This is a genomic window from Streptomyces sp. S6 (genome assembly GCF_054880855.1).
Map to the genome: position 1 here is coordinate 1 of NZ_JBTYMC010000055.1, position 13,036 is coordinate 13,036.

Annotated in this window: 13 protein-coding genes; 9 read left to right on the forward strand and 4 right to left on the reverse strand. The window is 71.5% G+C overall.

Annotated features, from left to right (window positions below):
* The first annotated feature begins 272 nt into the window (after positions 1 to 272).
* Positions 273 to 914, forward strand: a complete 642-nt coding sequence (locus ACVNF4_RS10615) for a uridine kinase family protein (RefSeq protein ID WP_461802477.1) — start codon at positions 273 to 275, stop codon at positions 912 to 914.
* 297 nt (positions 915 to 1,211) lie between these two features.
* On the opposite strand, the gene ACVNF4_RS10620 is transcribed toward ACVNF4_RS10615, so the two are convergent.
* Complete coding sequence (locus tag ACVNF4_RS10620; protein WP_461802478.1) at positions 1,212 to 1,949, reverse strand: SigE family RNA polymerase sigma factor; 738 nt, start codon at positions 1,947 to 1,949, stop codon at positions 1,212 to 1,214.
* A gap of 365 nt (positions 1,950 to 2,314) precedes the next feature.
* Between ACVNF4_RS10620 and ACVNF4_RS10625 the strand changes: the two genes are divergently transcribed.
* The 7 genes from ACVNF4_RS10625 to ACVNF4_RS10655 all read left to right on the forward strand — a co-directional run bounded on the left by ACVNF4_RS10625 (position 2,315) and on the right by ACVNF4_RS10655 (position 9,428).
* Positions 2,315 to 3,370 carry a methyltransferase gene (locus ACVNF4_RS10625; RefSeq protein WP_461802479.1) on the forward strand — a complete coding sequence of 352 codons (1,056 nt, stop codon included), beginning with the start codon at positions 2,315 to 2,317 and terminating at the stop codon, positions 3,368 to 3,370.
* A gap of 86 nt (positions 3,371 to 3,456) precedes the next feature.
* Complete coding sequence (afsQ1, locus tag ACVNF4_RS10630; protein ID WP_010352555.1) at positions 3,457 to 4,134, forward strand: two-component system response regulator AfsQ1; 678 nt, start codon at positions 3,457 to 3,459, stop codon at positions 4,132 to 4,134.
* Positions 4,131 to 5,681 (forward strand): ATP-binding protein, encoded by a 1,551-nt coding sequence (locus tag ACVNF4_RS10635; RefSeq protein WP_461802480.1) that lies wholly within the window; start codon positions 4,131 to 4,133, stop codon positions 5,679 to 5,681. The genes afsQ1 and ACVNF4_RS10635 overlap by 4 nt, the downstream gene beginning before the upstream one ends.
* A complete protein-coding gene (locus ACVNF4_RS10640; RefSeq protein WP_461802481.1) occupies positions 5,678 to 6,298 on the forward strand; it encodes a hypothetical protein in 621 nt (206 codons plus the stop codon). The genes ACVNF4_RS10635 and ACVNF4_RS10640 overlap by 4 nt, the downstream gene beginning before the upstream one ends.
* A 501-nt stretch (positions 6,299 to 6,799) precedes the next feature.
* Complete coding sequence (locus ACVNF4_RS10645) at positions 6,800 to 7,360, forward strand: VanZ family protein (RefSeq protein ID WP_461802482.1); 561 nt, start codon at positions 6,800 to 6,802, stop codon at positions 7,358 to 7,360.
* 99 nt (positions 7,361 to 7,459) lie between these two features.
* On the forward strand, positions 7,460 to 7,660 hold the full coding sequence (locus ACVNF4_RS10650) for a PspC domain-containing protein (protein ID WP_461802483.1): 201 nt from the start codon (positions 7,460 to 7,462) through the stop codon (positions 7,658 to 7,660).
* Between the two features lie 70 nt (positions 7,661 to 7,730).
* Positions 7,731 to 9,428 (forward strand): Imm49 family immunity protein, encoded by a 1,698-nt coding sequence (locus tag ACVNF4_RS10655; RefSeq protein WP_461802484.1) that lies wholly within the window; start codon positions 7,731 to 7,733, stop codon positions 9,426 to 9,428.
* 102 nt (positions 9,429 to 9,530) lie between these two features.
* On the opposite strand, the gene ACVNF4_RS10660 is transcribed toward ACVNF4_RS10655, so the two are convergent.
* Both ACVNF4_RS10660 and ACVNF4_RS10665 read right to left on the reverse strand, forming a co-directional pair.
* Complete coding sequence (locus ACVNF4_RS10660) at positions 9,531 to 9,857, reverse strand: ATP-binding protein (RefSeq protein ID WP_461802485.1); 327 nt, start codon at positions 9,855 to 9,857, stop codon at positions 9,531 to 9,533.
* 163 nt (positions 9,858 to 10,020) lie between these two features.
* A complete protein-coding gene (locus ACVNF4_RS10665) occupies positions 10,021 to 11,178 on the reverse strand; it encodes an adenosine deaminase (RefSeq protein ID WP_461802486.1) in 1,158 nt (385 codons plus the stop codon).
* A gap of 113 nt (positions 11,179 to 11,291) precedes the next feature.
* On the opposite strand from ACVNF4_RS10665, the gene ACVNF4_RS10670 reads away from it, so the two are divergent.
* Positions 11,292 to 12,053: an alpha/beta hydrolase gene (locus ACVNF4_RS10670; protein ID WP_461802487.1), complete on the forward strand. Its 762-nt coding sequence runs from the start codon at positions 11,292 to 11,294 to the stop codon at positions 12,051 to 12,053.
* A gap of 1 nt (position 12,054) precedes the next feature.
* Here the strand turns inward: ACVNF4_RS10670 and ACVNF4_RS10675 are convergent, their stop codons facing one another.
* The gene (locus ACVNF4_RS10675; protein ID WP_461802488.1) at positions 12,055 to 13,005 is read right to left on the reverse strand and encodes a LysR family transcriptional regulator; all 951 of its coding nucleotides are present in this window, start codon (positions 13,003 to 13,005) and stop codon (positions 12,055 to 12,057) included.
* Positions 13,006 to 13,036: the final 31 nt, after the last annotated feature.

Consider the following 13,036-nt stretch of genomic DNA (forward strand, 5'->3'; position numbering starts at 1 on the left):
GGCGGGCGAGGACGCGCCCGCGCCGGCCCCGCGGGCGCCCCCGGCTGTCGCGAGGGCGGCCAGTGCGCGGCGGCCGGTTGAAGAGGAGAGGGCGTTCTCGTGCTGAGGCATCTCACTGCCACCTTTTCAGTGCGAAGAGTAATCAGATCGACGCAGAGGGTAGTTGAAGTACGCCGCGCGCATCAAAGGTGACCCGCGAAGGTGTGACGCGCGCTTCAAAGGCCCCCCGCGGACTCGTCCGGATCGCCCCGCATGCCGCACACTGGTGACCCGTGAGTTCCCATCCCGTCCCCACGCGCGTCGTACTGCTGTGCGGCCCCTCCGGCTCCGGCAAGTCCCTCCTCGCGGCCCGCTCCGGCCTCCCGGTGCTGCGGCTCGACGACTTCTACAAGGAGGGCGACGACCCGACGCTGCCGCAGGTGGCGGGGAGCTCCGACATCGACTGGGACCACCCCGAGTCCTGGGACACCGAGGCCGCCGTCGCCGCGATCACCGACCTGTGCCGGGACGGCCGTACGGACATCCCCGTGTACGACATCGCGCTGAGCGCCCGCACCGGCAGCGAGACCGTCGACTTCGACCGCACGCCCGTCTTCATCGCGGAGGGCATCTTCGCCGCCGAGATCGTCGAGCGGTGCCGCGAGGAGGGCGTTCTCGCGGACGCGCTGTGCCTGAGCCGGGGCCCGGTGAAAACGTTCCGCAGGCGTTTTCTGCGGGACCTCAAGGAGGGCCGCAAGTCCGTGGCCTTCCTGCTGCGCCGAGGCTGGCGCCTGATGCGCGCCGAACGGGCCATCATCGCCCGCCAGACCTCCCTCGGCGCCCACGCCTGCGACCGCGACGAAGCACTGGGCCGCCTCGCTGACGCCGCCGCAGGACGCCGGATCCGGACGACGACGGCGGCTACGGCGCCGTAGCCGGCCCTCGGCCCTCGGCCCTCGGCCCTCGGCAGCAACCGCTCGCAGAAAACGGAAGCGGGGCTGGACGGACCCCCCGGCCCTCCAGCCCCCCTCCCTTTTCCCCCGCCCCCCGTCCCCCGTAAGTACTCCAGGGATACCCACCCCCATGGATATCCCCGGTGTCTCCCCCGTGTGCGGTACCGCTCCACGCGACGCTCCCCCGAACGCCGTCCCCCGTAGTCCCCCCGGTACCGCCACCCCCCGCGTTCCCCCGCTGCCCCAATCACCGCCCCCCAGCGGTGTTCAGGGCCACCCTCAGGCGACAAGCTCCCCGAAGGCGTTCTCCTCGTCACGGCCGAAGCTGAGGACCTGGTCCTCGCGCAGCCGGCGGAGCGACCGCCAGATGCTGGACTTGACCGTGCCGACACTGATGTCGAGGATCTCGGCGATCTCCGGGTCGGTGCGGCCCTCGTAGTACCTGAGGACCAGCATCGTCCGCTGGAGTTCCGGCAGCCGGGACAGCGCCTGCCACAGGACCGCGCGCAGTTCGGTGCCGCGCATCGCGTCCGTGTCGCCGGGCGTCTCCGGCAGTTCCTCGGTGGGGTATTCGTTCAGCTTGCGGCGGCGCCACGCGCTGATGTGCAGGTTCGTCATGGTGCGGCGCAGGTAACCGCCTACTGCCGCTTTGTCACTGATCCGGTCCCAGGCCCGGTAGGTCGAGAACAGTGCGCTCTGGAGCAGGTCCTCGGCCTCGAACCGGTCGCCGGTCAGGTGGTACGCGGTGGCGTACAGGGAGGCGCGGCGTTCCTGCACGTAGGCGGTGAACTCCGCCTCGCTGAGGGAACGCCGCTCCCCCATGTCCTCCCTGTACGCGGCTCCCCCCGGAACCGCATCCCCCGTTTTCGCGTCAACCACCTTGATGAACGTGGTGTGTTGACGCCCGGTGTTGCGAGCGCACCCCCGCCCGCTCACAACACCGGACTTCTCCGAGCTCCACCGGACGTCGTGGAGACGCGTGGCAACTGCGCCGGTGTTCATGCTGTGCAGCGACATGTCGCGCCTCCCGTCGTGGACCTCTGGTGCTCTTGCGCCCTGCTCCAGGGCCGCTTGCCCCTGTGCCGAAAAGCTTGCCGGGGGACCTTCATGGCCGTGTCCGCCGACTGTCACAGACCTGTCACAGGGGTCCCTCACGGCGACACCACAGCGGCCCCGAAGGCGTCGGCGGTGAGCTGGTCCGTTTGGGCCTGCGCCACCCCACGTGGGACCCTGGTCGCATGGTCTACGGCATGGTCCTCGGCGACCCGCTCCCCCGCGCTTCGGCGCGGCGGTGACAGCGGGTCCCCAGCCGTTCCCCCTGCTCCTCGCCTCGTCGAAGTGCCTTCGCTCTCACGGCACTTACGACTCCCAGGAGCACCCCCATGCCCGCGCAGTACGACGACGTCGTCCCCGTGGACGACACCCTCCGCGCCGCCACCGCCCACCGCCTCACCTCGGCCGGCACGGCCCTGCTCTGGCGCGGCGACTACGTCAACGCCCGCCAGATGCTCCAGGCACTGGCCCGCCGCGTCCCCAACTCCCCGGAGAGCAGGCACAGTTCACCGGCACAAATCTTCCGACGCCAGCGCGCCGACCGCGCCCGCCGCGCTCTCCTCCTGAACCGCCTCCTCGTCGAACTCGACGCGGACCACACCCTGTCCCTGCGCCGCGCCCCCGACGTCCGCGCCGCCTGCCATGCCGCCTACGGTCCGGCGGACGGCCCTTCCCTGGTCCCGCTCCGCGAACTCCTCGGCGTGCTGGGCGCGTTCCAGTGGCAGCTCAAGGGCGTCGAGATCCCGGCCCTGGACGCCCGCGTCCACCCCACGTACGGCGTCTTCTCCCCGGTACGCGGCGAGTACGTCGACCTCGTCAACTCCGTCCCACTGCCCCGGCGTTGCCGGACCGCCTTCGACCTCGGCACCGGAACGGGCGTGCTGGCGGCGGTACTTGCCCGGCGCGGTGTCGCAAGAGTCGTCGCGACGGACGTCAACCCGCGCGCCCTCGCCTGTGCCGAGGGGAACGTGCGGCGGCTCGGGTACGGGGAGCGGGTCGTCGTCCGGGGCCCGGCGCTGTATCCCGAGGGGCGGGCCGATCTCGTCGTCTGCAATCCGCCGTGGCTGCCGGGGACGCCGAGCGCGGGGCTTGAGCTCGGGGTGTACGACGAGGACAGCGGGATGCTGCGGGAGTTCCTGGCCGGGTTGTGCAATCGGTTGCTGCCGGGTGGGGAGGGGTGGCTGATCATGTCGGATCTGGCGGAGCTGCTCGGGCTGCGGACGCGGGAGGAGCTGCTCGGACTGTTCCGTGCGGGCGGGCTGAGCGTCGTCCGGAGGTATGACGTGAAGCCCCGGCACCGGCGGGCGCGGGACCGGAGCGACCCGCTGCACGCCGTGCGCGGCGCGGAGGTCACCTCGCTGTGGCGGTTGGGGATCAGGGGGTAACCACTAGGGGGCGGGTGGGGGCTCGTAAAGGCGTTATAAGCCCCCACCTGTCGAACCTCACCCCCTGTATGGGCCAGAATGAGCCCGTGCCTTCCCTGTTGCTGATCGAGGACGACGACGCCATCCGTACGGCCCTGGAGCTCTCACTGACGCGCCAGGGGCACCGCGTGGCGACCGCTGCGAGCGGAGAGGACGGTCTGAAACTGCTGCGTGAGCAGCGACCGGATCTGATCGTGCTGGACGTCATGCTGCCCGGCATCGACGGATTCGAGGTGTGCCGGCGCATCCGGCGCACGGACCAGCTGCCGATCATCCTGCTGACCGCGCGCAACGACGACATCGACGTCGTCGTGGGCCTGGAGTCGGGGGCGGACGACTATGTCGTCAAGCCCGTCCAGGGGCGGGTGCTCGACGCCCGGATCCGGGCCGTGCTGCGGCGCGGCGAGCGGGAGTCGAGCGACTCCGCGACCTTCGGCAGCCTGGTCATCGACCGTTCGGCGATGACCGTGACGAAGAACGGCCAGGACCTCCAGCTGACCCCGACCGAGCTGCGGCTGCTCCTTGAGCTGAGCCGCCGGCCGGGACAGGCGCTGTCGCGGCAGCAGTTGCTGCGGCTCGTCTGGGAGCACGACTACCTCGGTGACTCGCGGCTGGTGGACGCCTGTGTCCAGCGGCTGCGCGCCAAGATCGAGGACGTGCCGTCGTCGCCCACGCTGATCCGTACCGTCCGGGGTGTCGGCTACCGCCTGGACGCGCCTCAGTGACCCAGGCCGCACGGGCTGCGCGCGGCTGGTCCGCGTTTCGCAAGCGTTTTCTGTCCCGGGTGCGTTTCACGAGCCTCCGGCTGCGCCTGGTCCTCGTCTTCGGCGCGGTCGCGCTCGCGACGGCCGTCTCCGCGTCGGGCATCGCCTACTGGCTGAACCGTGAGGCGGTGCTGACGCGCGCGCAGGACGCGGTGCTGAAGGACTTCCGCACGGAGATGCAGAACCGCGCGGGCACCCTGCCCGAGCGTCCTTCGCAGGGCGAACTCCAGCGCACGGCCGCGCAGATGGCCAACAGCTCCCAGCGTTTCAGCGTGTTGCTGGTCGCCACCGACGACGGCGGGCGGACGGTGTACGGCAACTCCGGTGGCCTGAGCGGCTTTTCGCTGGACGACGTGCCTCAGGCGCTGCGCCGCGCGGTGGCCGAGGAGCAGTCGGTGTCGGGGGCCAACCGGTCGCCGTACCACCTCTTCTGGCAGCGCGTCGTCGACCACGGCACGCCGTATCTGGTGGCCGGGACGAAGGTCGACGGGGGCGGGCCGACCGGGTACATGCGCAAGTCGCTCGAACCGGAGGCCAAAGACCTCAACTCCCTTGCCTGGTCGCTGGGGATCGCCACCGGGCTGGCCCTGATCGGGGCGGCGCTGATCGCGCAGGCCGCCTCGACGACCGTGCTGAAACCCGTGCACCGCCTGGGAGTTGCCGCCCGGCGGCTCGGCGAGGGCAAGCTCGACACCCGGCTCCAGGTCTCCGGGACCGATGAACTCGCCGATCTCTCCCGGACGTTCAACCTGGCCGCCGAGGCGCTGGAGAAGCGGGTCGCCGACATGGCCGCGCGCGACGAGGCGTCACGCCGGTTCGTCGCCGACATGAGTCACGAGCTGCGGACGCCGCTCACCGCGCTCACGGCTGTAACTGAGGTCCTGGAAGAGGAACTTGAGGCCGAGACCGGCAGCATGGACCCGATGATCGAGCCCGCCGTCCGGCTCGTGGTGAGCGAGACGCGGCGGCTGAACAACCTCGTCGAGAACCTGATGGAGGTCACCCGCTTCGACGCGGGCACGGCCCGGCTGGTCCTCGACGACGTCGACGTCGCCGACCAGATCACCGCCTGCATCGACGCGCGGGCCTGGCTCGACGCGGTCGAACTCGACGCGGAGCGCGGGATCCACGCGCGGCTCGACCCGCGCCGGCTCGACGTCATCCTCGCGAACCTGATCGGCAACGCCCTCAAGCACGGCGGGTCGCCGGTGCGGGTGGCGGTGCGGGCGGGTGACGACGAGGTCGTCATCGCGGTGCGCGACCACGGGCCCGGTATCCCCGAGGAGGTGCTGCCGCACGTCTTCGACCGGTTCTACAAGGCCAGTTCGTCCAGGCCGCGTTCGGACGGCAGCGGCCTCGGGCTGTCCATCGCGCTGGAGAACGCGCACATCCACGGCGGTGCGATCGAGGCCGCCAACTCCCCTGAAGGCGGTGCGGTGTTCACGCTGCGGCTGCCTCGGGACAGCTCTGACACGGTGGAGCGTGAGGACGGGGGTGCGGCGTCGTGAGCGTCACGGGAAACGGGCGTAGGCGGCTGCCGTGCGTCGCCGCGCTGGGGCTGCTGCTCGCCGGGTGCGGGATCCGGGCGACCGAGGTGCCGACCGACTTCGGGGCGGCGCCGTCCCGGGTGCGGTGTTCGCTCCCCGAATCCGGTACGACGGCCGCCCAGTTGTCGGGCGGGGTGCCTGTGCGGGTGTTCCTGCTGTGCGGGGCGTCGCTCGTCGCCGTCGACCGGTCGGTTCCGGTGCCGGAGGGTTCGGCCGGCGCGAAACGCCGGGTACTCGTCGCGCAGGGGCTGCTGAACCAGTTGGGGGACAGCCCGTCGGCCGAGGAGAAGCAGGCCGGGTACACGACCGACGTGCGCGCCGGGGTACGGGTCCTCCCGCCCCTGACCAACACCGACCCGGACGACGCGCTGCGCCTCAGCGTCGCGCCGGAGGCCCTCTCCTCCTACGCCCTCGCCCAGGTCGTCTGCACCCTCTCCGACTCCGCCGCCTCCGACGGCAACGGCTCCGTCGTCCTCGGGGGCACCGTGCGCGGGGAGTTGAAGCGGTACGAGTGCACGGACAAGGTGAAGCAGCGGCCGGGGGCCGAGGTGCCGCCGTCGTCGAGCATCACGAAGTGAGCAAGCGGTCGCGGCGACACCCCTGAGGCGAAGACGCCTCCGGACCGCTGCTCGGCACGGGTTGTGGAAGCGGTCACGGAGACGTCTGCGGGGGCTCCGCTTCGCACGAGTTGTGGAAGCGGTTGCCGCAACACCTCCGGAACCTCCACCGCAGGCGGGTTGTGGGAACGGTTACAGAGACGCTCCCGGGCCTCCGCCTCTCGCGAGTTGTGGAAGCGGTTGCCGCAACACCTCCGGCGCCTCCACCGCAGGCGAGTTGTGGAAGCGGTTGCCGCGACGCTTCCGGAACGGCCGCTGCCGCGAGTTGTGGACGCGGTTGCCGTGACGCGTCGACACGCCCTCCTCCCTGCCGCGTTGTGAAAGCCCTCGCGGCAACAGCGCCCCTCCCCCGCCCCGGCCCCCGCCGTTCCGGTTCCGCGTGTGCGGGTGTGGTGAAGACCTCATCCGCTCCGGAGGGCCGTCGCCGGAACCAATCGCGGCGGGGGGTGCGTCTTGGGGATCGTGCAGCGTCAAGGTCTTGTCGGCGGCAGCGCCGAGATCCGACTCCGTGTGGCGGGGGGTGTCCTCCTCGTCGCACACCTCGCGTTCGTCGCCTGGCACTCGCTGCGCCCGCTGGACGTCCCCTGGGTGGTGCCGGCCAACCTGCACCCGTTCCACGGCATCCGCGCCGACCTGGAGCTGGGCTGGCCCGAGGCCGCCCGTCGGATCGGCCGCGGCCTCGCGCTGCCGGCCCCGCTCGGCTTCCTGCTCCCCCTGGTCCACGGCCGCCTGAACGTCTCCCCGTTCGGCTCCCTGGTGCGGACGGCCGCCGCCGGGGCGCTGCTGACGCTGACGGTGGAGCTGCTCCAGACCGGCATCCCGGGCCAGGTCGTGGACGTCGACTCGATCATCCTGGGGACCCTCGGGGTCGCCCTCGCTCACGCCCTGGTCGTACCCACGGGGCGGGCCTGGCTGCGGCGGCGTACGACGCGGCGACGACGGACCACCGAGACCGCCGTCCGCCAGGAGGAGCCGTCTCAGGGTCGGACCCCGACGATTCCCAGGGTCGGAGTAGCTCCGTAGAGGGACGCTTCGCCCGCTTCGTCCTCGTAGCGTTGAGGTCAGTGAGGGGCGGCCGGAAAAGGCCGCAGACCTCGACCGACGCTCGTGAAGGAGCCCCAGATGTCCCGCCTCGCCCGCCCCACCGAAGGCCGCATGATCGGCGGCGTCTGCGCCGCGCTGGCCCGCCGCTTCGGCATGTCGGCCACGACGATGCGCGTGATATTCCTGCTGTCCTGCCTCCTGCCGGGTCCCCAGTTCCTCCTCTACATCGCGCTGTGGATCCTCTTCCCGTCCGAGGAGAAGGCCCGCACGGCCTGGTGACCGCCACACTCCGCCCACCGCCGCGCCGCGCGGTCGAAGGGGTCCCCGAAAGCCTCATAGAGTCATCCGGGTGACTCTCGACGAAGCACCAGAACCGACGCCCGACGCCGAACTCCCCATGCTGACGGCCGCGCAGGCCGCCCGCCTGCGCTCGCTCGCCGCCCCGCACTTCCAGGAGGGCCGCCAGTACTCCCTGTACGACCTGGCACGGCGCTGCGCCCGGTCCGTCGAGGAGGAGTGGCCCGCGCTGGTGGACGCCCACTTCGGGCGCCTCGCCGAGGCGAGCCAGGGCGGCGAGAGCGCCGAGGAGCTGCTGCGGGACGCGCACATCCGGCTGCTGCCCGTCGATTCGATCGGCCCGGAGATCGCCGCCGACCTGACGTACACCCGCGTCGTCGCCGACGGCCTCCTCTTCGCGTACGCCCTCGACGGCCCGACGAGCGTCCGCGTCCTCACCGACGGCGACGTGGAGCGGGCCGGCCCGGACGCGCTGGGCAGGTCGGGGTACGAGAATTTGATGCGGGTCCCCGTCGAGCACGACGTGGTGGAGGTCGGCGAGCAGGCCACGGTGCACAGCCTGTACGGCGACTCCCCGTTCGTCGCGAGCAAGGCGCTGTACCTGGGCGAGGTCGCCCGCCGGGTCACCGGCGAGCCCCTGCCGGAGCACGGCGCGCTGTTCGCGGTGCCGACCCGGGACAACCTCGTCTACCACCCGATCGCGGACGGCACGGTCGTGGACGCCCTCAACGCGCTCGCGCAGTACGCGCTGGGGGCGTACCAGCAGGGTGAGGGACAGCTGTCGCCGCGCGTGTACTGGTGGTACCGGGGCAAGGTGACGGCCCTGACGGTCATCGACGAGAAGAGCCGCGGCTTCTCGCTCCAGCCGCCGCCCGAGCTGCTCGCGGCGATGAAGGGCCTGGTCCGGCTGGACGGCGCGGGCCGGCTGCGCACCGCGCTCACCGCGCAGGCGCCGGACCTCGGTGAGCTGACGCGGGAGACGGCAGGGCTGCTCCAGCGGCTCGGCACGGAACCGGCGCTGCTGGCCGACGCGTTCGCGGCGTCCGTCACGCTGGCGCACGCCCGCTGCACCGTGGACCCGAGGGCGGCCGACGTCGACACGTGGGACCCCTGGTCGATCGCCGTGCAGCTCGGGACGGCGCTGTTCACGGGCGCGCAGCCCCGGGAGTTCCTGTTCGGCGAGGAGCTGACGGTACGGCTGCCCGCGTTCCCGGCGGCCCCGCCGGCCGACGCCCGCGCCTGGCTCGACGCGCTGTACCTCGCGGTGGTGTGCCGGGAGTGGGGGAGGGTGGCGCGGCTGGTGGAGGTGCCGCTGGAGCGGCTGCGCGAGGACGCCTCGGTGGACGAGTACGTGCTGTGCTGGATCGACACCCTGCGGACGTATTTCTCGCGGGGGTCCATGGACGACATCGTCGCCAAGCTCATCGCGACGATGGAGGCCGCGCACCCCGAGGCGGTCGCCTACACGCCGACCGGGTTCTCGGACGGCGTCGACTACCAGCCCGCCGCGCTGTTCCACCGGATGATCGCGAACGACGACGAGGCTTTCACGGCGACCCTGAAGGACGCGCTGGAGCGGCACGCCGCGTACTGGGGCGACTCCCCCGCCCCGCGCGCCCAGGTCTCCCTCGGCCTCCTGGCCCTGGCGAGCCTCGCCGCGTCCCAGGAGTTCCCGGTACCGGAGAACGAGCGCCTGCTGCCGCTGTACCTGCTGAACGGGAAGCGGATCGAGGTCATTCCGGCGCCGTGAGGGCGCACCCGTAGGACCCGTAGGACCCACGACGCCGGGGCGCCCCCGAGTACCCGTAGTACTCGGGAGGCGCCCCGGCGTCACAGCAGCAGGTGAGCCGGGTCAGCCCAGCGGAATCCCGTTGAGCGGCAGGCCGTGGGTGGGGAGCTGGCCGACCGGCAGACCGCCGAGGAGACCGGCGACGGGCTTGGTGGGGCCGTCGGCAAGAGCGCTCTGGGCGATCGGGGCGACGGTGTTGAGGCTCGTCGCGAGGGCGGGCTGGGCCTGCTGGGCGGCCTGCCCGGCACCCGGCAGCGCCTGGGTGACACCGTTGAGGGACTGGGTGGCGTCCGGCAGGGCCGGGGCGGCGCTGGCGGCACCCGCACCGACTGCGGCGATGGCGGCACCGAGGGCGGCGACACCGAGGGTCTTGGCAGCAGACTGCTTCATGGGAATTGCGTCCTCGAACTCGAATGGGACAACGGGGAATGTACGGGGAAACGAGCGGTCCCCGACCGTAAACACGCGAGGGCACCCACCGCAAACATCGAAATGCGGACGGATGGTGAACACCCGTCCGCACCCCACGAGCCCGAAGCCTCTGCTAACAGCCCTACTCGCCCGAAGAACCGCTGGTAGAAGCGGCCTGCTGGAACAGCCATTCGGATTTCAGCTCGGCGTAACCAGGCTTGACGACGTCATTGATCATCGCGAGTCGTTCATCGAAAGGAATGAACGCGGATTTCATAGCATTGACAGAGAACCACTGCATGTCGTCGAGCGAATAACCGAACGCCTCGACCAGGTGCTCGAATTCCCGGCTCATGCTCGTCCCGGACATCAGACGATTGTCGGTGTTGACGGTCGCCCGGAAATGCAGCCGCCGCAGCAGCCCGATCGGGTGCTCGGCGTAGGAGGCGGCGGCCCCGGTCTGGAGGTTGGAGCTGGGGCACATCTCCAGCGGCACCCGCTTGTCGCGGACGTACGCGGCGAGCCGCCCGAGCCGCACGCTCCCGTCGTCCGCGACCTCGATGTCGTCGATGATCCGCACCCCGTGCCCGAGCCTGTCGGCCCCGCACCACTGGAGCGCCTGCCAGATCGACGGCAGCCCGAACGCCTCGCCCGCGTGGATCGTGAAGTGGTTGTTCTCCCGCTTCAGGTACTCGAAGGCGTCGAGGTGCCGGGTCGGCGGGTGCCCCGCCTCGGCGCCGGCGATATCGAAGCCGACGACGCCCAAGTCGCGGTAGCGGTTGGCGAGTTCGGCGATCTCCAGGGCGCGGGCGGCGTGCCGCATCGCGGTCAGGAGGGCGCCGACGCGGATGCGGTGCCCGTTCGCGCGGGCCCGGCGCTCCCCCTCGCGGAAACCTTCGGTGACCGCTTCCACAACCTCTTCGAGGGAGAGTCCGCCGTCGAGGTGCTGCTCGGGCGCGTACCGCACCTCCGCGTAGACGACGCCGTCCTCGGCGAGGTCCTCGGCGCACTCGGCGGCGACCCTGACCAGCGCGTCGCGTGTCTGCATGACGCCGACGGTGTGCGAGAAGGTCTCCAGGTACCGCTCCAGGGACCCGGAGTCGGCGGCCTCCCGGAACCAGAGGCCGAGTTTGCCGGGGTCGCTCTCAGGTAGCCCCGAGTACCCGTACTCCCGGGCCAGGTCGACGATCGTGCCGGGGCGCAGCCCGCCGTCGAGATGGTCGTGCAGCAGAACCTTGGGCGCCCGGCGGATCTGGTCCGCGGTCGGGGTGACGCCCCCTGGGATGCTCTGGCTCGTCATCCGCGCACCGTAACGCCTACGCGCGTAGGCGGCGCGGCCCGGCTCACCGTCGATACGCAACGGTGACCGCACCGACGGGTGGAGTACACCGGCGCTTCTGACACTGTTCTGCCATGGCACAGCATGTGACGCCGCTCCGAACCCCCCACCTCGGCAAGGCGGTCGGACCCGAACCGGCCTCCGTCAGCGGAGCGGTCCTGCTCCTCCCCGCGGGTGAGGAGCTCTCCGAGCGCAGACCTTCCCCCATGTGGGCGACGTCCTCCGTACGCGCCCTCGGGCGCCGGCTCGCCCGCGCGGGCCGGGCCGAGGGGCTCGTCGTCCACGCCGTCCACTACCGCTATCGCGGGTGGAACGGCGCGGAGGCGCATCTCGCGGGAGACGCGCGGTGGGGTACGGACGAGATCGTCCGGCGGTACGGCGACGTCCCCGTCTGCCTCGCCGGGGTCGGGATGGGCGGGCGGGCCGCGCTGCGCTCCGCCGGGCACGACGCCGTCAACTCCGTTCTGGCGCTTGCCCCTTGGCTGCCGGAGGAGGATGTCGCGGCGGAGCCGGAGCCGGTTCGGCAGCTCGCGGGGAAGCGGGTGTTGATCGTCCACGGCACCAACGACGACCGTACGGACCCGGAGTTGTCCTTCCGGCTCGCCGGCCGGGCGAAGAAGGCGAACCGGGACGTGTGCCGGTTCGAAGTGCACTCCGACGGGCACGGGTTGCACCAGTACCGGGACGAAGTGCAGGCGCTCGCCGAGGACTTCGTGATGGGCACGCTGTTCGGGAAGGACTTCGCGAGACCGCTGGAGGACGCGCTCGCCGCGCCGCCGCCGCTGGGGTTGAGGATGCCGTTGGCTGTGGGGTTCGGGGCGTCGTTGCGGAAGTGAGTCAGGTGAGGAGACTGCCCCTTCTCGACAGCAAGAACTTCTTGAACGCCGCCACCGGCGGGGTGTCGGGGTGCCCGTCCAGCCACGCCACCCCGATCTCCCGCACCGCCCTCGGTGACGTCACCGTCAACTCCGCCACCCCCGGCCTCGGCACCGCCGGGGGCGGCAACAGGGCTACCCCCAGTCCCGCCGCCACCAGCCCCCTGAGGGTCTCCGCCTCCTCCCCCTCGAACGCGATCCTCGGCCGGAACCCCGCCTGCTGGCACAGGTCGTCGGTGATCCGGCGCAGCCCGTACCCCGGTTCGAGGGTCACGAACGTCTCCTCGGCGGCCTCGGAGAGCCGGATGCGACGGCGCCCGGCGAGGCGGTGGTCGGCGGGGACGACCAGCCGGAGTTTCTGCTCGTCGAGGCGCCGCGCCACGAGGTCGGGCGCGTCCGGCACCGGGGAGGTCAGGCAGAGGTCCAACTCCCCTGCGCGCAGGCGCTCGATCATCGCCTCGCCGTAGTTCTGGACGAGGCTGAACCGGACCCGGGGATGGTCCGCGCGGAAGGCGTGGATGAGGGCGGGGACGGTCTCCGCGCCCATCGTGTGGAGGAACCCGAACGCGACCTTGCCGGTGGCGGCGTCGGCGTCGGCGCGGACCTCGTCGGCGGCGCGCTGGATCTCGGCGAGGGCCCGCTCCACGGACGTCAGGAAGGTCCGCCCGGCGGGGGTGAGGGAGACCGTGCGCCCTCTGCGGGCGAAGAGGTCGACCCCGAGGTCCCGTTCCAGGCGGACCATGGCCCGCGAGAGGGTCGACTGGGGTACCTGTAGCTCCTCGGCGGCACGGGTCACATGCTCCGTGCGAGCCACTCCGGCGAAGTACGCGAGCCGGGGGGCCAGCGTCGTCGTCATGTCTTCCGTGTCACTGGACGGTGACAGACGCGCCCCTGACCTCTGCTGATGCACCATGGGAACGATTATGACGAGTCCGTGCATTGGA

Bases quoted from the DNA above. Each gene is read 5' to 3' on its own strand.
- ACVNF4_RS10620 (WP_461802478.1), bottom strand. From the start codon at position 1,949: ATGTCGCTGCACAGCATGAACACCGGCGCAGTTGCCACGCGTCTCCAC.
- ACVNF4_RS10625 (WP_461802479.1), top strand. From the start codon at position 2,315: ATGCCCGCGCAGTACGACGACGTCGTCCCCGTGGACGACACCCTCCGC.
- ACVNF4_RS10650 (WP_461802483.1), top strand. From the start codon at position 7,460: ATGTCCCGCCTCGCCCGCCCCACCGAAGGCCGCATGATCGGCGGCGTC.
- ACVNF4_RS10660 (WP_461802485.1), bottom strand. From the start codon at position 9,857: ATGAAGCAGTCTGCTGCCAAGACCCTCGGTGTCGCCGCCCTCGGTGCC.
- ACVNF4_RS10665 (WP_461802486.1), bottom strand. From the start codon at position 11,178: ATGACGAGCCAGAGCATCCCAGGGGGCGTCACCCCGACCGCGGACCAG.
- ACVNF4_RS10670 (WP_461802487.1), top strand. From the start codon at position 11,292: ATGGCACAGCATGTGACGCCGCTCCGAACCCCCCACCTCGGCAAGGCG.
- ACVNF4_RS10675 (WP_461802488.1), bottom strand. From the start codon at position 13,005: ATGGTGCATCAGCAGAGGTCAGGGGCGCGTCTGTCACCGTCCAGTGAC.